The sequence below is a fragment of the Flavobacterium defluvii genome (assembly GCF_900129555.1).
In the GTDB taxonomy this organism is placed as follows: domain Bacteria; phylum Bacteroidota; class Bacteroidia; order Flavobacteriales; family Flavobacteriaceae; genus Flavobacterium; species Flavobacterium defluvii.
The window spans coordinates 572,288-594,076 of the sequence record NZ_FQWC01000003.1; the positions used below are offsets into that span (position 1 = coordinate 572,288).

16 protein-coding genes are annotated in these 21,789 nt (G+C 32.6%); 9 read left to right on the forward strand and 7 right to left on the reverse strand.

The genetic code is table 11. The features are described from left to right. Positions 1 to 129: 129 nt before the first annotated feature. A complete protein-coding gene (locus tag BUC29_RS10050; RefSeq protein WP_084538618.1) occupies positions 130 to 2,937 on the reverse strand; it encodes a TonB-dependent receptor in 2,808 nt (935 codons plus the stop codon). A gap of 233 nt (positions 2,938 to 3,170) precedes the next feature. On the opposite strand from BUC29_RS10050, the gene BUC29_RS10055 reads away from it, so the two are divergent. From BUC29_RS10055 to BUC29_RS10065, 3 genes are all read left to right on the forward strand, one after another. Continuing rightward, on the forward strand, positions 3,171 to 3,854 hold the full coding sequence (locus BUC29_RS10055) for a response regulator transcription factor (RefSeq protein ID WP_012022635.1): 684 nt from the start codon (positions 3,171 to 3,173) through the stop codon (positions 3,852 to 3,854). Between the two features lie 205 nt (positions 3,855 to 4,059). Then, positions 4,060 to 5,145: a sensor histidine kinase gene (locus BUC29_RS10060; protein WP_073415832.1), complete on the forward strand. Its 1,086-nt coding sequence runs from the start codon at positions 4,060 to 4,062 to the stop codon at positions 5,143 to 5,145. Positions 5,146 to 5,308: 163 nt separating this feature from the next. Further along, positions 5,309 to 6,604: a porin gene (locus BUC29_RS10065; RefSeq protein ID WP_073415834.1), complete on the forward strand. Its 1,296-nt coding sequence runs from the start codon at positions 5,309 to 5,311 to the stop codon at positions 6,602 to 6,604. Here BUC29_RS10065 and BUC29_RS10070 read toward each other — a convergent pair. The 3 genes from BUC29_RS10070 to BUC29_RS10080 all read right to left on the reverse strand — a co-directional run bounded on the left by BUC29_RS10070 (position 6,601) and on the right by BUC29_RS10080 (position 11,946). Further along, positions 6,601 to 7,677: a glycosyltransferase gene (locus BUC29_RS10070; protein ID WP_073415836.1), complete on the reverse strand. Its 1,077-nt coding sequence runs from the start codon at positions 7,675 to 7,677 to the stop codon at positions 6,601 to 6,603. The genes BUC29_RS10065 and BUC29_RS10070 overlap by 4 nt on opposite strands. Before the next feature lie 211 nt (positions 7,678 to 7,888). Further along, on the reverse strand, positions 7,889 to 8,449 hold the full coding sequence (locus BUC29_RS10075; RefSeq protein WP_073415839.1) for a hypothetical protein: 561 nt from the start codon (positions 8,447 to 8,449) through the stop codon (positions 7,889 to 7,891). A gap of 65 nt (positions 8,450 to 8,514) precedes the next feature. Further along, positions 8,515 to 11,946, reverse strand: a complete 3,432-nt coding sequence (locus BUC29_RS10080) for a hypothetical protein (protein WP_073415841.1) — start codon at positions 11,944 to 11,946, stop codon at positions 8,515 to 8,517. Positions 11,947 to 12,141: 195 nt separating this feature from the next. Between BUC29_RS10080 and BUC29_RS10085 the strand changes: the two genes are divergently transcribed. The 3 genes from BUC29_RS10085 (at position 12,142) to BUC29_RS10095 (ending at position 16,611) form a co-directional block, all read left to right on the forward strand. Continuing rightward, positions 12,142 to 13,203 carry a helix-turn-helix domain-containing protein gene (locus BUC29_RS10085; RefSeq protein WP_073415843.1) on the forward strand — a complete coding sequence of 354 codons (1,062 nt, stop codon included), beginning with the start codon at positions 12,142 to 12,144 and terminating at the stop codon, positions 13,201 to 13,203. Continuing rightward, entirely contained in the window at positions 13,200 to 14,249 is a 1,050-nt protein-coding gene (locus BUC29_RS10090; protein ID WP_073415845.1) for a helix-turn-helix domain-containing protein, read from the forward strand. The genes BUC29_RS10085 and BUC29_RS10090 overlap by 4 nt, the downstream gene beginning before the upstream one ends. A gap of 115 nt (positions 14,250 to 14,364) precedes the next feature. Continuing rightward, the gene (locus BUC29_RS10095) at positions 14,365 to 16,611 is read left to right on the forward strand and encodes an outer membrane beta-barrel family protein (protein ID WP_073415847.1); all 2,247 of its coding nucleotides are present in this window, start codon (positions 14,365 to 14,367) and stop codon (positions 16,609 to 16,611) included. 80 nt (positions 16,612 to 16,691) lie between these two features. On the opposite strand, the gene BUC29_RS10100 is transcribed toward BUC29_RS10095, so the two are convergent. Both BUC29_RS10100 and BUC29_RS10105 read right to left on the reverse strand, forming a co-directional pair. After that, positions 16,692 to 17,951, reverse strand: coding sequence for an aspartate kinase (locus BUC29_RS10100; RefSeq protein WP_073415849.1), 1,260 nt, complete (start codon positions 17,949 to 17,951; stop codon positions 16,692 to 16,694). 81 nt (positions 17,952 to 18,032) lie between these two features. Further along, the gene (locus BUC29_RS10105) at positions 18,033 to 18,527 is read right to left on the reverse strand and encodes a GNAT family N-acetyltransferase (protein WP_073415851.1); all 495 of its coding nucleotides are present in this window, start codon (positions 18,525 to 18,527) and stop codon (positions 18,033 to 18,035) included. A 171-nt stretch (positions 18,528 to 18,698) separates the two neighbouring features. Between BUC29_RS10105 and fbp the strand changes: the two genes are divergently transcribed. Continuing rightward, the gene (gene fbp, locus BUC29_RS10110) at positions 18,699 to 19,706 is read left to right on the forward strand and encodes a class 1 fructose-bisphosphatase (protein ID WP_073415854.1); all 1,008 of its coding nucleotides are present in this window, start codon (positions 18,699 to 18,701) and stop codon (positions 19,704 to 19,706) included. A 205-nt stretch (positions 19,707 to 19,911) separates the two neighbouring features. Continuing rightward, on the forward strand, positions 19,912 to 20,328 hold the full coding sequence (locus BUC29_RS10115; RefSeq protein ID WP_139260464.1) for a hypothetical protein: 417 nt from the start codon (positions 19,912 to 19,914) through the stop codon (positions 20,326 to 20,328). 260 nt (positions 20,329 to 20,588) lie between these two features. Here BUC29_RS10115 and BUC29_RS10120 read toward each other — a convergent pair whose 3' ends face one another. Next, on the reverse strand, positions 20,589 to 21,020 hold the full coding sequence (locus BUC29_RS10120) for a tellurite resistance TerB family protein (protein WP_073415860.1): 432 nt from the start codon (positions 21,018 to 21,020) through the stop codon (positions 20,589 to 20,591). Positions 21,021 to 21,190: 170 nt separating this feature from the next. Between BUC29_RS10120 and BUC29_RS10125 the strand changes: the two genes are divergently transcribed. Next, entirely contained in the window at positions 21,191 to 21,784 is a 594-nt protein-coding gene (locus BUC29_RS10125) for a HupE/UreJ family protein (RefSeq protein WP_053472502.1), read from the forward strand. Positions 21,785 to 21,789 lie beyond the last annotated feature (5 nt).

Below are 21,789 nucleotides of genomic sequence, written 5' to 3' on the forward strand. Positions count from 1 at the left end.
AATATTACATTACAGTTATCAAAATTGAATTAAAATGTGAAGGGAATGTTAAGCTAATTTTAGTTTTTTGGTATAAAAAAAGCTCCGGAAATCCGGAGCCTTATTTATCAAGATATTTGGTATAAAATATTAAAATGTATATCCTAATTTTACAGAGAAACCTACACCTTTTTTATAGCTGTTAGCTAATAAAGATGGTTCGTCAACTTTTACAGTTCCGTTGTTTCCGAATTCTAATTTTCTTACTGGGTTTAATAAGTTATCTGCTGTGAACTTTACATCAAAATGTTCTGAGATTTTACTTCCCCAAACAAAGTCTAACTGTGATACAGGTAATTCATAAGTATTATCCTGACCGTTTGTACCTACTGCGTAAATTCTTTTTCCAAATACACCATAAACAAGTGACATTGTATTTGTCCAGTCTTTAGCTAAATTGAATTCATATTTTAAATCAGAATTAACTAACCAGTCTGATGCACCTTGTAATGATCTTGTCTGGTGTGTTTCGATCGAATTTTTAACCGTAACCAAACCGTCTTCGTCCTGAGATTCGTATGTTTTTGCAACATTTACTTTTGTAGACATAACAGAAGCGTTTAATCCAAAAGAGAAATGTTCTAAACTTTCGCTTATTCTGTTTAACCCTAATAAAAATTCAACTTCAGCTCCGTATAAAGTTGCGTTATCTGAATTTAAAAATGTAGTTACAGTTCCAGATGTTGCATTAGCAATAAAAGTTCTTTCGATAGGATTGTCAATATATTTTCCAAATACCCCAAAAGTCAACATTTCTTTTGCAGTTGGGAAAATTTCATATTTTAAATCAACATTGTAGTTATCACTGTTTTTCAATAATGAATTTCCTTGTGTTGAAGTATTATCTGCATTGATGTATGAAATTGGGAAAGATTCCATTACAACAGGTTTTGTATATGTCTTACTTGCTGCAAAACGAATATTAGATGTGTCGTTTAAAAGATATTTTACGTTTAACGATGGCAGAACATAAAGATTGTTGTATTTTTTTAATTTAAAAGGATCATCAAAAGAACCTAAAGTTCTGTAGTATGTTTCTTTAATAGTGCTTTCAACTCTAACACCTCCATTGATTTCAAATTTCTCTGCAAATTTCAAGAATAAGTTTGCGTATCCGGCATTTGCACTTTCATTCAATTTTACTTTGTAAGTTGTGTTTGAACTTTCATTAAAGAAAACAGCATTACTGTTAATGTCATTTGTAATTTTCGTATCAATATTGTTTATATCAGTTGATGAAAAAGTCCCGCCATTACTAGCAACAAATCGGTAAGAAGATTCCATTTTAGAAGCATTTCCGTTATAACCAACTGTCAACTTGTTTTGTTTTCCATCTTTTCCAAATTTCAAGTTGTATTCTAATAATCCAGAAACAAATACATTTCCATCTACATCTAAATACTGACGCAAGAAGTTGTTACCTCCATAAGAAGTGTTAATTTGGTTTTCACTTTCCTGAGTTCCTGAGAAAAATTTTCTATCTGGTTGTCCGTATTTTGTATTTGCATAAGATACACCACCTTTTAAAGTTTGGTTTTTATCTTCAGTCAAATTGTATTCTCCTAATAATTGAGCATTCAAATAATCTGTTTTGTCCAATTGGTTAGTACGAATAAAGTTATTTTGAACTCCGTTATTACTTAAAACTCCGTATTGATCTAAAATTGAGTTCAAAGTTGTTTTTAAATACAAAGTATTAAAAGCTAATTTAAATCTTTCTGCAGTATAATTTACTCCAACTAATGCAGAGGTACTAGTTTTTAAACGATATTCAGTATTAACAAAATCATTGTTGTATTTATCACCAAGCGTTTGAAGCGTTCTGCTCACACCTTCTCTCACAGCATAGCTATTGTCGAAATTAAGTGACAATAAGTATGAAATATTACGAGCATTACTTAAGTCAAATTTTTCTGCATGAAGGAAATTAAAACTAGAATTTAATGGGCTTTTTGTTTTACTAACATTAAAACCTTTATCACCGCTTACAGAATTCAATGCCTGATCTTGTGTAAAAGTTGTTCTGCCGGCAGTTGAACCTAAAAAGCTTGGTAATTCTCTGTCTTTTCCATTAAATCCAAAAAATCCCGCAGCAGAATCTGCATCGCCAGAAAGTAAGAAATCTTTAAAACTGTTTCCGGTAGTATATCCTGCACCAATATTTATTTTGGTAACGCTCTTAGAAACTTTTGAAGTTTGAATGTTAAAAGTTCCACCGGCAAAATCTCCATAAATGTTTGGATTGAATGTTTTGTAAACATCAATTACACCTACAATATTGGTTGGGAACAAATCTAGAGGAACAATTTTTGAGAAAGGGCTGTTTGAAGGAACAGCAAGATCGTTGATTAATAAGTTGTTGTATCTGTCTTCAAGACCACGTACAAATATACCTCTTGAACCTACTTTTGTGATTCCGGTTACTTTAGTTAAACCTTCTTCAACATCGCTTACACCTTTTCTCGACATTTCCTGTGCACCAATACTTTGTTTGATAACAACAGCATTTTTTTGGTCTAATAAAAGAGCAGTTTCTTTTTCTCTGTTTGCTGTCGATTTTACGACAACATCTTTAAGAGTATAACTTCCAGAAGAAAGTACCTGATTTATAACTACAGTTTCGCCTGCTTTTACAGTAACTGGAGCTTCTTTAGTCTCATATCCTACAAAACTAAAAATAATAGTATAGTTTCCAGGATTTACATTAAACGAATATTTTCCGTCAATGTCCGTGTTTACGCTAATATTCGTACCTTTAATTAAAACATTAGCAAAAGGTAACGCTGCATTGTTCGATTCTTTGTCAGTCAGAACTCCAGAAATCGTACCTTTGTTTTGCGCGATCGAAATCGTACAGATAAATAATGCAATAAATAGAAATCTTAAATTGAATTTCATTAGTGTGTTGTGTTTAATTTATTTTTGTGCAAAGAAAGAACCGCCCTGTAAAGTCCATGTTATGCACTTGTTATGTTTTTGTGTTGTTAAGATTATCAAATTGTTACCAGATTAAATTACCGTTAACACTAATTTTTAACCGTTCATTTGTTAGTATATTTACCCTGTGAAATAAAAAACATCGGATAAATAATTAAGAATATTTGATGTAAAAATCTCAATTTTTGCTATTTATGAAAAAAACACAAACTAAGATTTTATTAGTTGACGACGAGCCGGATATCTTAGAAATCGTTGGCTATAACCTTGCTCAGGAAGGCTACCAGATTGTTACAGCTTCTAATGGAAAAGATGCTATAGCAAAAGCTCAGAAAGAATTGCCGGAATTAATTATCATGGACGTGATGATGGCAGAGATGGACGGAATGGAAGCTTGCGAGCACATCAGAAAAATTCCTGAGTTAAATAATGTTATCATAACATTTTTAACAGCAAGAAGCGAAGATTATTCGCAAGTTGCTGGTTTTGACGCAGGTGCTGATGACTATATTACAAAGCCAATTAAACCAAAATTATTAGTGTCGAAAGTAAAGGCTTTGTTAAGAAGGTTAAAAGAACAAGAAGTCGTTACAGATACTATAAACGTTGGCGGAATAGAGATTAACCGCGAAGAATATAAAATCATAAAAGGCAATGTAGAAATTGCTTTACCAAGAAAAGAATTCGAGCTATTTTATTTATTAGCTTCAAAACCAGGAAAAGTTTTTAAAAGAGATGAAATCCTTGATAAAGTTTGGGGTAACGAAGTTGTAGTAGGAGGAAGAACAATTGATGTTCACATTCGAAAGCTGCGTGAGAAAATAGGCGAAGATCTTTTTAAAACCATAAAAGGGGTAGGCTACAAATTTGAAGTCTAAAAGTACTGCAAAAAAAAATGAACCATATAAGTGATATAAGTTCATTTAAATTATAGTATACATACTTTTGTATCAAAGTTTATCTTTGTCAAAGTTTGAAACTTTGACAAAGATTTCTTTTTTAAACAATTAGGTTATCGATAGAAATAAGTTTTACTTTTAAATGAACTTATATCACTTATATGGTAAAAAATAATAGTTGCCAATGAAAATCAATTTTAAAAAAACATACAAATTTGCCATAAAATCGGCATTATATATAAGTCTGTTTTCGACAGGTTTTGTGCTGATGCTGATGTCTTTATTTTATAAAAACCAATTAGAACATCAAATTGCGTTTGGAATAATTTTTATTATATCAATTTACATATTCTCATTTCTGGTTTTACAATATCGCGTAGAACGATTCATTTATAGGAGAGTAAAGAAAATTTACGATGAGGTTTCGTTATTAGAATCGACAACATTAATTAATCAGCCTATAACTACCGATATGGAAACGCTTTCGCGTGAAGTAAAAAAGTTCGCAACTGATAAAAAACTCGAAATCGAAATGCTCGAAATTCGTGAACAATATCGAAGAGAATTTTTAGGAAACGTTTCGCATGAATTAAAAACACCATTATTTACCGTTCAGGGTTATGTTTCGACTTTGCTAGACGGGGCAATGGACGACAAACACATCAGGAAAAAATATTTAAAACGTGCCGAAAAAGGAGTAGAACGTCTTATATATATTGTAGAAGATCTTGATATGATTACCAAATTAGAATCTGGTGATTTGGATTTGAATATGACTGATTTTGATATTGTTGAACTGATTCAGAATGTTTTTGATTTACTGGAAATGAAAGCCGATAAAAAGAAAATCAAACTTGCCTTTGAAAGCAAAAATGTTCAGTCAGTTGTAGTTCGTGGAGATCAGGACAGAATTCAGCAGGTTTTAGAAAATCTTATTGTGAATTCAATTAAATACGGAAAAGAAGGCGGATTAACCGAAGTTGGTGTTGTAAACTTAACCAAGAAAAAAGTCTTAATTCGTATAAGTGATAATGGGGAAGGTGTTGAAAAACAAAACATTCCGAGACTTTTTGAACGTTTCTATCGTGTTGACAAAAGCGGAACCCGTTCTGAAGGAGGTTCTGGTTTAGGATTAGCGATTGTAAAGCATATTATTGAAGCTCATAAAGAGAAAGTTTATGTAGAAAGTGAGTTCGGAATTGGGTCAGAATTCTCTTTTACGCTCGAAAAAGCATTCAAAGCACAAAAAAACGATGTTAAAAAATCGTAACGTCGTTTTGGCTAAAAGCCCTAAAACAAAGGTGTTTAACAATAAATAAACATTTCGTTTTAGGTCATAACATTAAATTTTTATTATAGTAACATCTGGTTAATGATTTCTTAACATAGGTGCTCCATCTTTGCATCCTGAAATTAAGGGAATTACAGAACTAATGATAAAAAGAAAAATATTAGCCGTTTTAATGCTGATTACTTGTGCTGTAAATGCACAGGACATTAACAAACAAGAAGTAAAAAATGAAGTACTTCGAATTTTAGATTCTATCAACAAAGCAAAACTTCCAGACACTAAATCCGGAGGAGGAGTTGAAGAACATTGGTATGACAAAATCTCATTACGAGGTTATGCACAAATTAGATACAATGGACTTTTCTCTACAAACGACAAAGTTTCCTGCGAACAATGCGACAAATCCTGGGGGACAACTTCAACAGCTCCAGATGCAAAAGCAAACAACGGACTTTTTATTCGCCGTGCACGTTTAGTGTTTTCAGGGCAGGTTCATCCAAATGTTTTATTTTATTTTCAGCCGGATTTTGCAAGTTCGCCAAGTACAGGAATTCAAAACTTCGTGCAGATTCGTGACTTGTATTTTGATCTTTCTTTTGATAAAAAAAGAGAATACCGGGTTCGTATCGGGCAGAGTAAAATTCCGTATGGATTCGAGAATATGCAGTCAAGTTCGCAGCGTTTAACTCTTGACCGTTCTGATGCTATAAACAGTTCTATATTAAATGAACGTGATTTAGGAATGTTTTTCTATTGGGCTCCAGCCGAAATTAGAGAACGTTTCGCCATGTTAGTAAAAGACGGATATAAAGGTTCAGGAGATTTTGGAGTATTTGCTTTTGGAGTTTATAATGGGCAAATTGCCAATAAGTTAGATGGAAACAGAGATTTAAATGTTGTTGCCAGAGTAACGTATCCATTCGTAATTGGAAATCAGATTATCGAACCTGGAATTCAGGCTTATACAGGAAAATGGGCTTTTACCGGAGAAATTTCTAATGGCGTTACCGTAAATGATCCACAATATGTAAAAGATCAAAGAGTAGGAGCGACTTTTGTTTTATATCCAAAACCATTCGGAATCCAGACAGAATATAATATAGGCAGAGGGCCTCGTTATAATACCCTAACGAATCATGTTGATGAAACAGATTTAAACGGAGGTTACGTTTTATTAAACTACAAATGGGATCTTAAAAAACAACGTATTTATCCTTTTGCCAAATTTCAATATTATGACGGAGGAAAAAAATATGAAAAAGATGCGAGAAGTTACGTCGTAAGAGATTATGAATTAGGCGTTGAATGGCAGCCAATTAAAGCTTTTGAATTAACAGCCGAATATGTAATCGCCGACAGAACTTTTGAAGACAGCGCGCTTCCAATAAACAGACAGCAAGGAAATGTATTGCGATTGCAAGCGCAGTTTAACTTTTAAAGATGATCTTCAAAAACACTAAATAATAAGTCCCAGTCTATATCATTTTCAAACTGAGACAAACCTTTATACGACTTTACTTTTGATAAATCTTCAATTGTAAAGTCGTCTTGCATTGCATACGGTACAAGATTTTCTTCCTGAAGTTTTACTGCAAGGTATTCCTGTTCATATTGTCCCGGAGTTGGAATAAAAAAAGCTTTTTTGCCCAGTTTAGCCAAATCCATAACAGTCGTATAACCAGAACGGCAGAGTACAAATTCACTTTCGTTAAAAGTTTGTTCCAATTGTTTTGAGTTCATGAAATTGTAATAGGTCACGTTTCCGGCCTGCCATTTTTCCTGTGTTTTATCTACAATTCCCTGTACAAATACAACCTTACCATTAAATTTTGCCGCTTCTTTTTGCAGTTTTTCATCGAGAAAAGTTCGTTGTGGTTCAGGGCCCGATAAAATAATCATCAAATCATAGACTATTGGAGTTTCCTTTTTCTTCATTCTGCTCAAAGGACCAATATATCTCAGGTTAAGCTCATTAGTTTTAAGATGACCTAATTCACCCGTAAGATTTATTTTCTCATCAGAATCCGGAACCCAGCATTCTGTATATTTTTTAATAATATGCTGATGACATTTACTCGTAAACCAGGTTGTGTTTCCGGTCATAACATTCAATTGATGCGTCATAAAAACCGAAGGTACTTTTTTACTGAAAACGCCCAGTCGGTTATCAGAAATAATACCATCAATGCCATGTTTTTTAATCCAGCTGTTTACCATTTTTTTCTCATCCAAAATGGCAGTAATCATTTTAGGAAGATTTTTAATCAGCTTCCATTTAAAATTTTTACCATTCTTAGCATATTCAATATGATAAGAAGGCAGTTCCAGAGTTTGAATGTATGGAAATTCCTTTCTCAATAAAGCCAGAGCAACACCGTCAGAAGCAATAATTGGAATAAAATTATTTTCTTGAAGCGCCTTAATTATCGGAATGCATCTAGTAGCATGTCCAAGCCCCCAGTTTAACGGAGCAACTAATATAGTTTTGTTAGCAGAATAATCAATACTCATAATTTTTAACGCTTTTAAAAAACGAAGATAGAGAAATATGTTTTTTATGTTATTTCGCACATATTACTAAATTATTAACTCTTATTTAAGGTTCTAAGGTGCTGAGGTTCTGAGATGCTAAGGTTTTAAGTTTTTCTAACCAAATAAAAAGCCGAACGTAAGTTCGGCTTTAGTAAATCTTAGCATCTCAGAACCTTAGTCCCTTAGAACCTTAATCCTGAATATACGTTTTATTTCCGTTTTTGTTAATGTAATATTTACCTCCTTTTGGACCAGTATACACTTTTTTACCATTGTATTCTCCAGTAACCTTATCTGGTGTTTTTGGAGCTTTTTCATTCGTTTCTTTTAAAGTCTTTGTTGCAGATTTCTTTGCTTTAACAGCATCTTTTTTTGCATCGTCAGCTTTAGCAGTTGCTTTTTTAGCATCGGCTTTTGCGTCATCTGCTTTTGCTGAAGCTTTTTTTGCTTTTGCAGAAGCATCAGTAGCTTTTTCAGCTTCTTTTTTGGCTTTTGCAGCTTCATTATCGGCAGATTTTTTAGCAGCAGTTACTGATTCTTTTTTGGCTTTTGCTGATGCATCACTGGCTTTGTCTGCTTCTTTTTTTGCTTTAGCAGATTCTTTTTTTGCATCGGCTTTTGCTTTGTCAGCATCAGCTTTTGCTTTTTTAGCTTTCGCTTCAGTTTTAGCTTTCGCGTCTTTTGTCGTTTCCTGAGCGTAGAAATTAGCAGATAGAACTACTATAAAACAAAGTAATAATAATTTTTTCATAATGGTTTAGAGTTTAAATTTTCATTTAAAATTAAACAAAAAATTCTTATGTTTTTCGTAAGGTATTAAAAATAAGCACGAAGCTGAACATTTCCGGTATGCACTGTATTACCAGTCTCACTTTTACGACCCTGATAGTTTAAATTAACATCTAAAAATGAAGTAATGTTTTTTTGTAAAAGTAATTTCCAAACTAAATTAGAACCAGCCTGAAGACCTTCAAGCATTTGAAAACCAACAGACGAGAATTCGTTTCCGGTGAATTTATTTTCATAAAAAGAAAACTCTCCATTTATCGTAACTTTCTTTTCGCCCGCAAAAGAAAATGAAGTTCCGAGTCGGTTTTGAACTAAAGTTTCCAGATTTCCAATTTGGTTTTCTTTATTCTGAAATTCATAAAAGAAATCAAGACTCGTATTTTTTGAAAACAAATAACTGATTTTTGGCGCAAGCTGATATCCTTTTATGTCATAATTTTTCTCAACAAAATCTTCCGAAATTAAATCGGTTTTTATGGTTTTGGTAAAAAAATTAAACAGCCAGCTTTTTTGGTACAAATGCGTATACTGCAATTGGTGCGAACTATTCCTGACCGTTTGTGAACCTATAGAAAGCAAGTTTTTGCCATTATTAATAAGATAAGAATACGTAACAGAATGTTTTTGCTTGCCGCGATTGTAAAACAAACTATTTCTAAAACTTGAATTCAACCCCAAAATATTTTCATCTGAAGAATAAAACGGATTGAGTTCTAAACGATCGCCGTTATTTCGAACTTTGCGGTCCATAATAAACGAAGTCTGGTTATAGAAATACGAAAGCAGTTTTTTAATTCCTTTTTCATTTTGCCATTGCAAAGGATTTAGAATAACAGACTGCGAAAATTTATTTTGATTTGTCTTTATATAAATCTGATTGGGAAGAAAAATTCTAATATATTTTGCCTGATCGGGAAAAGCTGCAATTTCAAATTCTTCCAGTTCCTGAATCCCGTTTCCATTATAGTCATTCCAGGTATAAACACCTTGTCCCGTTGGCACTTCGACATACGTAAATTCTTGTTGCGCAATGGTTCCGGAACTGGTTTCGTACGCAGTTCCAATTTGCATAAACTGATTAAAAAAGCGGTCATTATACAAAATTCTTGAATTTAGCGAAGGTTCGTTTTCTTTATTAGAATCTGTAAAATCAAGATTACGGTAGCTGGCATAAACCGCCAAATCGGTTTTCTTGTTTTGAATCAATTTTGATTTCAAATAATACGTTTGTGAATTATTTACGTGCTGTAAAAGACCATTTTGCAAACTATCGTTTCTACGCTGTAAATAACCCAATTCAACAAAAACTTTTGTGCTGTCGCCGCGGCCGATAAAAGCACCATATTCTGAAAACCTTTGGCTTAAAGCCGAAAACTGATTTGTCGTTTTATCTTTTTCCTGATTATCTTCAATTTGTAAACTTGCGCCAACCCAGTTTTTCCCAAAATGATATTTCGTTCGGGTTTGGTTTCGAATGAATTTTGAAGCTGAAGTTGTTGCATCAGAATTTAAAAAACTGCCCTGATTTTGAATTGTCCATTTCTTCAATTTAAATAAAGCCATTGTTGTATGGCGTGCACCGGAATAACTTTCGCTAAAATCTAATTTCTCAAATTGATAGGTAAACAATCCAATATTTGAAGTTTCTTTTTTGGCAAATAAATCAAAATTCACGCCCGTAACTAATAAACTTTGATTTCCTAAAAGTGTCGAATTTAAATTCCAGTCGCGGTTAAACTCAATATTGTACAAACGCTCAACCGATCTAAAATCTTTTTGTACAAACTGATAATTGGCAAAGCCGTCAAGAGTCCAGTTTCGGGTAAAAAGTCGTTTTTTAATATTGGTTTTAAAAGCAATGCCTTCATTATCAGAATCGTCAATTCCTGAAAATAAATTTTTATCGTTGTTGCTCATGGCAATTTCAAAATCAACAAGCGTTTTTTCATCAGGATTGTATTTTCCTAAAAAAGTGGCGACCTGAATTTTCATAGGTGCAACCAGTTGTACAATAGGTTCGTAATTTCCCTGCGGAATTCCGCCAATTGGCGAAACATATTCGTAAATTCTTTCAACCGAATTACTGTTTTGAATAACATAATTTCCGAGATTATTACCAACAAGGCTAAATTTTACATTATATAAAACATCTGCAGAATTATTAGAATATTCAAAAACTTCAACCGAATTTACAACCGTTTTTTTATACAAAATTTTATTCTCAGAGTATTTGTCTTCATAGGCAGAAGGTGCAGTCATTTTACTTTGATCGTCGCCAGCTTCGGCCAGAATCTGAACTTGTGCTGTAGAAAGATTTTGCTGCAAAGGCTGGTTTTTTAAATCATTTTCAGAATATAAATAACCGCCAAAACTCCAGCTTTTACTTTCGGTTGCTGCTCCGGCGTACGTAACCAATCGGTTATAATTTCTTTCAGAATATTGATATTCGATATTGATTCGCATTTCTGAAGTAATGGTAAACAGCGAGGTAAAAGTAATTTCACCTGCATTATAATCGATAACATAATCGTTGTTTTCGCCACGTTTCAGCAAAATACCATTTACATAAACACGCTCAGAACCGGAAATAACCAAAACGTACAATTCGCCATTTTGACCTTTTAATTTATAAGGTCCCTGATTGCCTTCCTGACCCGTAAAAGTACTTTTGGCATATTGTCCTTTTACAAACGAAATCGAAGCAAAAACATTAGTTTTACTTTTTTCTGTATCAAAATCAAAACTGGCAGAAAGTCCCTGAACTTTTTTATTGAAACTTAAAAACTGCGTTTTCCGGTTTTCCAGAAAAACATCTCCGGCACGAATGTTCCAGTCATCTGTAAAAAGTTCCATGAAAATATTATCAAACTGATCTAGTTTTTGAGAGTAACCGCCATCCTGAAGCGGAATGTTACTATCCTGAAGCGAAGCCCTCAGACTAACTTTGTCGGAGATTTTACCTGTAATCTGCAAATCAAGGTTAGAATTTAAAACCGTATTTTGATTATTTCCAATTGTAACGCCTCGTGTAATACTTCCCGAAGTATTTAAACCATCAAATGGCGCTGTTTTTTTAGCATTACCGTTATCAATTTTGTACAATTTATCAGTACCTACATCATTTGTTACGACCTGACTGTCTTTGTAAAGGCCATATTCTTTGGTTAGAAAATCGGGATAATTAAGATAATTGACAATTAAAGTATCAGAAACCGAAGTGAATTTTTCATTTAAAAGAAGCGTCCCTTTTTGAAAATCAATTTTATAAAAACTAGAATCAATTGGCTGGTTTTTCGAATTCAAAAGTTCAAAAAAACTAGAGTTAATGCTAAAATTTTCAAGATGAATAGTGTCTTTTACCGCAATTACTTTTTTGGTTTTATACAGCGATTCTGTATCCTGCGCATGAAGCCCGGAAAACCAAAAAAGCACCGCAAAAAACAGTAATTTTTTCACCATAAACATTTTAACTCTAAAAAATCAAAAGTAGTATTTATAATCAAGAAATTCTGGGCGTTTTGTGTATTAGTAAAACATTGATTTTGAGTTTAGATTATCATTTTAAAAAGGAGAATTAAAGATATTTTGAAATATAATTCTCATCATAAGTCAATCTTTTTTTTAGCTTTGTTCAGGATATAACGAACTTAAATTATGGATACTGGCAAAGAACTTCTATTTTTTTTTAGTGCTTTGGGGTCTTTCAACGGAATTATTCTGGGAATTTATTTTTTCTTTTTTACAAAGAAAAAATACCTGACGAATTATTTTCTTGGGGCACTTTTATTTGCTTTAAGCATCCGAATTGGGAAATCTGTTTTTGTATATTTTCACCCCGAACTCCCAAAAATGTATTTGCAGTTAGGGTTAACTGCCTGTTTTTTTATTGGCCCGTGTTTGTATTATTTTTTAAGATCGGCAGTTGAAGAAATTCATGTAATGCCCAAATTATGGAAAATGATTCTTTTGTTTTGGGCAGCGCTCATTTCAGGCGTAGGAATGATATATCCGTATGAAACTTATCCTGAATTGTGGCGTAAGTATTTTATAATTGCGATTTATTTTCAATGGTTTGTTTACATTGTGTTTTCTGGTTTTACAATCCGTGGGGTTCTAAAGAAAATTTTTAATACAAAAGAAAAAACAAGTCCATCAGAAATGTGGTTTGGAACACTCTTTTTTGGAAATTTTTTATTGTTTCTTTTTTATTTTTTGGCCATTATGGGCGCTTCGGCAGCAACCTATATAAGCGGTGCAGTTGTTTTTTCCTTTATTTTATATCTTATAATTTCGATTCTTTTGTACCGAAAAAAAACCGACGATTTGTTTCTGTTGAATTCTCAGAAAAATTCAGGTAGAAAAATCGATTCAGCAGAAGCAATTATTATTTCTGAAAAACTGGAAAGTATAATGAATGAAAGAAGTTTGTATAAAAACCCAAATTTAAACCTGCAGGATTTATCAAAAGAAATTAATATTTCGAGTCATCAGTTATCGCAGTTTTTAAATAATAATCTGGGAAAGAATTTTACCAGTTTTGTAAACGAATTTAGAATAAAGGAAGCCTGCAAAATTATTACTTCAAATGATAAGCTGACTTTAGAATCTGTAGGTTATGATGTGGGTTTTAATTCAAAATCAACTTTTTTTGCAGCTTTTAAAAAACATACAGGAACAACGCCTTTAAATTATCAGCTTCAGGCTTTACAAACATGAGTTTAGGTAAAGAAATATTATTCTTTTTTGGTGCTTTGGGCGCTTTCAACGGGTTTATTCTGAGTTTGTACTTTTTGTTTTTTACTCAAAAAAAATACCTTACGAATCTTTTTCTTGGAGCTTCATTATTAGCTTTAAGCATAAGAATTGCAGTTACTGTTTGGGTGTATTTTGCTCATAATCTGCCAAAAACTTATCTCCAAATCGGTCTTTCTTCCTGTTTATTAATAGGTCCATTTTTATATTATTCATTAAAATCAGGAATTCAAAATACTAATTCGGTTAGCTGGAAACTGCATTTAGCAATTTGGAGTTTACTTATTTTGAGTATTGGTTTTGTTTTTCCGTATGAAAATTATCCCGTTTTATGGAATAACTATTTTGTGGCTTTTATTTTCCTTCAATGGTTTTTATACTTTTTCTTTTCAGGTTTCGAAAATCGAATTTTGTTTCAAAAAGTAATGCAAAATTTCAACAATTCGAGTCCGTCAGAAAAATGGTTTGCAATGGTGTTTTTAGGAAATACTTCAATATTTCTATTTTACTTTTTAGGACTTATCAGGTTTCCGTTTATATCCTGTATTACCGGAGCGCTGGCTTTTACTTTTATTTTGTATTTAATTATTTTGATTCTTTTATACCGAAAAAGAACGGATGATTTATTTGTTTTCAACATTCAAAAAGACAAAAAACTAAATGAGGAAGAAGCTGTAATTGTTGCTCAAAAACTTGAAAAAATAATGACAGAAAAGGCATTATACAAAAATCCGAATTTGAGTTTACGAGATTTATCCGAAGAAATAAATATACCGAGTTACCAATTATCGCAGTTTTTAAATAATAATCTTAAAAAGAATTTTACAACTTTTGTCAACGAATTCAGAATCAATAATGCCTGCGAAATTATTACTTCAAATGATAAACTAACATTAGAATCGGTTGGTTACGATGTTGGCTTTAATTCAAAATCTACATTCTTCGCCGCATTTAAAAAACATACCGGAACTACGCCTTTAAACTACCAAATCCAGGCGTTACAGTCTTAAAACAGAGTATTGATTTATAAATCCGTACTCCTGATTTCGCTTTCGGTTACCTCATTTCGTGATTTAGAATTGACTTTTGTCTCTACAAAATGTCAAATCTTAATCCCTAAATTTTATGAAGTTTCTTATTGTTGTTGTTATTTCTATTTATTACCTGATTTTTTCATCAATTGAAGTAAAAGCACAAGCTGTAAAAAATAATCGAGATAAATCCTATGTTGAAGAGGATAAACTATTAGAAAAAACAACATTATCAGCTTCTGCTCTGGATTCTATAGTCAAGGATCAAGATAATAATCAATTAAATGAAGTTGTGGTAAAAAGCAATCCATCATTATTAAAATATGGCGCAAACGGAACAATCGATGTTAATGTAAACGGAACTGTACTAGCCACGAGCAGTTCTGTAAACGAATTATTAGGACGCGTGCCAAATGTGGTTGTTGCCGAAGGACAAATAAGCGTTCTTGGAAAAGGCGAGGCGATCATTTACCTAAACGGAATTTTGATTAATTACGAACGTTTTGCGGCGATTCCCGTTTCGCAGATTGCTAAAATTGAAGTCATTTCAAATCCGTCGTCAAAATACGATGCCGAAGGAAAAGCGGTAATCAATATTATGACCAAAAAAAGTAACGAAAGTGGTATAATGGGTTCGGCAAGTCAGCATGTTACGGTTTCAAAATTTGCCGGAACGAGCACCAATACGCTTTTTGATTTTAATTATTCAAAAGGAAAATTCTCTTTTATAAGCAATTATGGTTTGCAATTGGGCAAAGGCCGTGAATTATTGTACACTACAAGAACACGACCAAATCCTGATATTTATATGAAATCGGTTTTAACGACTGACTGGTTGAGGGAATTTAATAATTATTCTAATTTTGGAATGGGGCTTCAGTATACTTTTTCTGAAAAAAACTATATCTCAATTGCTTACAGTGGTAATATTGAAGATTTGGGAGGAACTGTAAAAAGTAGAAATTCGATCACGAATAATTCCGGAAATAGTTTTTATGCGACCGATATTGCTAAAAATGATGTTTTGCTTAATCAGTTTATTAATTTGAATTACAATGCCATAACTGATTCTAAAGGTTCATCCTTGTTTATTGGAACGCAATATTCTAATTACAACGGAACTATTCATGATTTTATAAAAGAAAATAGCGTTGTAAATGAGGCCGATGGAAAACGATATCTTAAAAATAACGTTGGAAATACCATCAATATCATTGCAGCTCAGGCTGATTATTCTAAAAAAATAAAAGAAAATACAAAACTCGAACTCGGCGCAAAATATAGTTACGCAACCATAAAATCGGGAACAAATTTTTTAATTGCCGATGCTGATGATATGAATTTTGAACCTAGTGATGATCTTTCGAGTGATTTTAAATACAATGAAAAAATTGCAGCCGTTTATGTTAATTTTGGAAGCATGCTGGGGGACAAAATCAATTATTCGGTTGGTTTCAGGGCAGAAACAACGAATTATAACTTATATACGAATGCAAACGGAATTCAGAAATTTGAAAAAAACTACGGAAACTTTTTTCCAAATATACTCTTGAATTTTGATTTTTCTGAAGACTTGAAAGGGCATTTTTCCTATGTTTCGAGAATAACAAGACCAAGGTATCAGGCTTTAAATCCGTTTGTTGTGTATCAGGATCCGTTTACAACTATCGAAGGAAATCCGAATTTGCTTCCTGAAAAAGTACATGCTTTTGAAATAGGAACGATGTACAAAAAGTTTGATTTTAAAATTGGTTACACTTTTAAGATTGACCCGATTTCGGGAGCAGCTTTGCAGGGAGATACACCAAATAGTTATATTTTAAGATCTTTAAATATTGATAAAGGGCATACTTTTTTCACTTCACTTTCGAGATCTTTTAATGTAAAGTGGTGGAATTCTACGAATACCGTCAGCATGAATTTAACCAAATCAATTGATAATTTTTATTCATTTGAAATGAGTCCGGTTAAACCGCAGTTTTATTTGTATTCGAACAATACTTTTACTATTCCTAAACTTTTTAAACTTCAGCTTTTAGCCTGGTATTTAGGAGACAGAAGCTACGGATTAGGAAGTGATAACAGCCGTTCGACTGTAACTTTGGGAATCGAAAGGAACTTTTTTAAAGAGGCGCTAAAACTCAATTTTACGGCAAATGACATCTTCCATAAGTTTATGGTTTCGGGTAATTATGAAGTAGGACAAACTCAAATTTATTATCACAGAACTTACACCACAAATTATTTTAAACTCATTGCAACATATAGTTTCGGGAATTCTAAAAAGACTACTTATAAAAAAACTGAAATTGAGCAGTCTGAAAATAATAGAGCCAGGTAAAAAGAAAACAAAAAGGCTTCACAATTAAGTGAAGCCTTTTCAAAAATATTCTGATTTTAATAATTACCTTTTATAAAGTTTTAATTTAATTCTTTAGTAACAATCTGCATCGTTTCGCGGCTTACTTGTTTCAGCAAAACTTCTTTATTGTCTTCAACCGTTTGTGCAGCTTGTTCAGTAAAGTGGCGAATTGTATAAAGTGTTACATTTTCACTGTAATCTACTTTAAACTTTTTCGAAAGAATCGCATTTAAATCATTAAAGTTTCCAAATTTATCTTCAACACAAACAGAAAAACTAATCGCAGAGTTCTGAATTAAGTTTACTTTGATTTTGAATTCGTGGAATAAACCAAAAATCTCGCTGATGTTTTCTTCCATAATAAAAGAGAAATCAATTGACGAAAGCGAAATTAAAAGCTGTTCTCTTTTTACAATAAAACATGGATATTGCGGCTCTAAATCAACACCTTTAGAAACACAAGTTCCTTTTAATAAAGGATTCACAAATGATTTTACATACAACGGAATTTCTTTTTTCTGTAACGGCTGTAAAGTTTTTGGGTGAATAACTGTTGCTCCGTAAAACGCTAATTCGATAGCTTCACGATAAGAAATTTGGTTTAATAAACTCGCATTTTCAAAATAACGCGGATCGGCATTCATAACTCCCGGAACGTCTTTCCAGATTGTTACACTTTCAGCATTTAAGCAATAAGCAAAAATTCCCGCAGTATAATCAGAACCTTCACGACCTAAAGTTGTTGTAAAGTTATTTTCATCAGCACCTAAAAATCCTTGTGTAATGTTTAATTGTTTTCTAGGAACATTTTTGCTGATATTTTGCTGCGTAGTTTCCCAGTCAACTTCTGCATCTCTGTAGTTTGCATTGGTTTTGATGAAATTACGAACATCCAGCCATTGCGTCTGAATTCCTCTGAAATTCATATAATGACTTAAAATATTAGTCGAAATCAACTCTCCAAAACTCACAACCTGATCGTAAACAAAGTTATAGTTTGGTGATTTGTTATGAGCTAAAAAATATTCAAGTTCTGCAAACTGAGCATTTACAGCCGCAAAAACTTCATGATTTTCATCTTCAAATAAGTCTAATAATATTTGATTGTGATATTTTTTTATTTCCTGTACAGATGAATTTAACTCTGCCGATTTATCAAAATAGTTTTTGATAACAACTTCAAGAGCATTTGTGGTTTTCCCCATTGCCGAAACGACCAAAATCACATCTTCATATCCCACTTTTTGTAAAACGTCGTATACGTTTTTAATTCCTTCGGCATCCTTTACCGATGCACCACCAAATTTAAATACTCTCATTATTAATTTATTAGATTTAGTCCCGATAGCTATCGGGATAGATTTCAGACTGTTGGGGCGAAATCTTAATTTTTTTGTTTTTTATAATTTTTCTAAGTACGAACTAATTCCTGCTTCATCCATTTGCACAACCTGCCAGTCATCAAGAATTCTTGCTCCGGAATTCTTATAGAAATTAACTGCCGGCGTATTCCATGCGAGAACATTCCATTCTACTCTTCGAACGTTATCTTTTTTTCCTTGTTTCATAATTTCAGAATAAAGTGCCGTGCCTAAACCAGTGCCGCGCATTTTTTCTTTTACAATTAAATCTTCAAGGTGTATGGTTTTTCCTTTCCAGGTTGAATAGCGGTAATAGTACAATGCAATTCCTACTATTTCTTTTCCTTTTTCATTTTCGGTTGAATCAATTTCGGCTACAAAAACCTGAAAAAGAGGTTTTTCTCCAAATCCGTCACGTACTAAATCTTCTTCTGTAATAACGACAGCATCAGGTTCTTTTTCGAATATTGCCAGCTCCTGTATTAATCCTAAAACTGACCTCATGTCTTCAGGATTTCCTTTTCTAATATTCATTTATTCTTATTATTAATTAACTATTAGCTAAAAAAGCATTTTATTGTTCAGTACTTTTTGCCATTAATTAGCAAATATACAATTGTAGCAAACTAACGAAATAATTTTTAAATCATTCTCACAAAATAAACGATATTTGTGACTTAAAATTAAAACTACAACGATATAGTAATGGAAGAACGCAATAAAACACTGGGAGAGTTTATTATTGAGAATCAAAAAGCATTTCAATATTCGTCGGGAGAGCTTTCCCGGATTATCAACTCAATTAGGCTGGCAGCAAAGGTTGTCAACCACAAAGTAAACCAAGCTGGATTGGTGGATATTATTGGCGCAGCAGGCGAACAGAATATTCAGGGAGAAGACCAGCAAAAATTAGATGTCTATGCAAACGAAGTATTTATCCAGACGTTAATAAACCGTGAGATTGTCTGTGGTATCGCTTCAGAAGAAAACGACGATTTTATTACAGTTAAGGGGAGCGACAACTGTCATAATAATAAGTACGTGATCTTAATGGATCCTCTTGATGGATCTTCAAACATTGATGTAAATGTTTCAGTTGGAAGTATTTTTTCTGTTTTTAGAAGAGTTACTCCAATCGGAACCCCGGTAACAAGCGAGGATTTTTTACAACCGGGAATCAATCAGGTTGCAGCAGGCTATGTAATTTATGGAACTTCGACAATGTTGGTTTATACCACAGGTTATGGTGTAAATGGGTTTACGCTGAATCCGGCAATTGGAACATTTTACCTGTCACATCCGAATATGAAATTTCCAGAAAATGGAAATATTTATTCGGTAAACGAAGGAAACTATGTTCATTTTCCGCAGGGAGTAAAAAATTACATTAAGTATTGCCAGCGCGAAGAAGAAGACAGACCTTACACGTCAAGATATATAGGAAGTTTAGTGGCCGATTTTCATCGTAATATGATTAAGGGTGGAATTTATATTTACCCAACAAGTTCAAAAGCACCAAAAGGAAAATTACGTTTATTATACGAATGTAATCCAATGGCGTTTCTTGCCGAACAAGCCGGAGGAAAAGCAACAGACGGTTTCGGAAGAATTATGGAAATCCAGCCGACTGAACTGCACCAAAGGGTTCCTTTTTTCTGTGGAAGTAAAAGTATGGTAGAAAAAGCAGAGGAATTTATGGCTGAAGCGAATTAAAGTTTTTTCGTTTCAAGTTGCGTTTGACTATAAACAAAAAACCCGACAGATTTTAAAAATCTGTCGGGTTTTTTTGAGCCATTTACAAAATTGTAAACTGAGACTGTAAATTGAAAACTTCCAAAAAAGACGCAACCATTTTTGTATTTAGTCATCTTAAATAAGAATAACCACAAATATTTATTATTCCAAAAATCAGATTATTATGAAAACAAGATTTTTATCTACCCTGTTTACTATGCTTTCCTTTTTAATAATTTCCTGTAGTAGTGATCAAAATGACGGAGGCGGCGCTATAGGAGGCGGCGGAGATCCGATTAAACTTTCTAATAAAAAAGTAACTTTTAGTTCAGAAGCAAATTCAGTTACAATTACTTCACAATCAAAATGGTGGAAGATAAGCGATATAAGAATAAATGATGAAAGGTTTGGTTTTAACAGTGAAATAGCTGCTCAACAGAGTTTTGTTTTACAATATAATGAATTCAAGATCGAAAGAAAAGAAGGAACTACTATAATAATTAATATCAATAAGAATACTACAAATCAAGACAGAAATCTTATTGTTACCCTGCAGGAAGGTAATTACTATGATAATATAAATATTATACAGTCAAAATAACTTCAATCCATAAATTATTTATCAAAACTGGACTAAAGTCCAGCTCTACAATATAATTTGTTCCTTCGGAACTATAAAAATAGCCTTAGCTCGATCTATATTGTAGGGCCGGACTTCAGTCCGGTTTATAGGTTTATAGGTTTATAGTTGATGTATAAAAGCAAACCCGACAGATTTTAAAAAATCTGTCGGGTTTATAATTTGATATAAATTTTAAGACTTCAGCACAACTGTAAACTGTGGCTGAAAACTGAAAATTATTACTTGTTCATATTTTCCATTTCGAAAAGGAAAGTATCCAAATCAACTTTTTTGTCAATTAGAGATAATGCTTTTGAAACAATATAATTTACGTTTCCGGGAGTAAATCCTAAAGCTAATCCCATACGGGTAAGCATAACTTCCTGCTGATCTCCTAAATGGTGGTCAACGTGTACCATTCTTGCCAAATCATACAAACGCTCTAAACGCTGAGTATATAAGTAAGGCGGGTTTATTGGATGTTTCCAAGGATCTTTAAGGATTTCTGTATATTCTTCTTCTGAAATTTCTAATCTTGAAGCTAATTTGTCCAAAAATTCTTTTTCTTCTGGACTTACTTTACCGTCAGCAAACGCTACACGCACAATTGCAGAGAAATGACCTCTGTTTCTTTGTTTGAATTCGTTATCAAATAATTCTGAAAATGGCATAATTAAAATGGGTTTTTATTGAACAAAGATAAATCTTATTTTAATTTAACAATTTTAAATTTCTCATAAATTTAACTTATTTTTACTTGTTGTTTTAAGAAATCGCATCGTAAAATCTTCAAAATAAATCGTAAGTTTACAACCCCTAATCATTTAATAGTATTACCTGTATGTCGCAATTTTGGATTTATTTTCAAATAGGATTAAAGCATGTTTTAGATATCAACGCTTACGATCACGTTCTTTTTTTAATCGCATTAACTGTTCCGTATTCTTTTAAAGACTGGAAACGTATTTTGCTTCTGGTTTCGGTTTTTACAATCGGCCATACATTAGCTTTAATACTTTCAGTTTTCGGAATAATTGCAATAAAAGTAAATATCGTCGAATTTTTAATTCCGATTACGATTTTGATAACGGCGCTGTATCATCTTTTTACTGCAGGAAAAGCGACCAAAAATGACGGAGTAAACGTAGTGTTTTTTGTCACTTTGTTCTTTGGAATTATCCATGGACTTGGATTCTCAAATTATTTTAAAACAATTTTAGGAGGATCGGCAAGTTCAAAATTATTGCCTTTGGGAGAATTTGCTTTAGGAATCGAAGCGGCACAACTGGTAGTGGTTTTTGTAGTTTTGGTAATCTCATATATTGTACAAACAGTATTTCGTTTCTCAAAACGCGATTGGGCACTGGTTATGTCAGCATTTATCATTGGAGTTGTAATTCCGATGATTATAGAAAGTCCAATTTGGAACAGATAAAATAA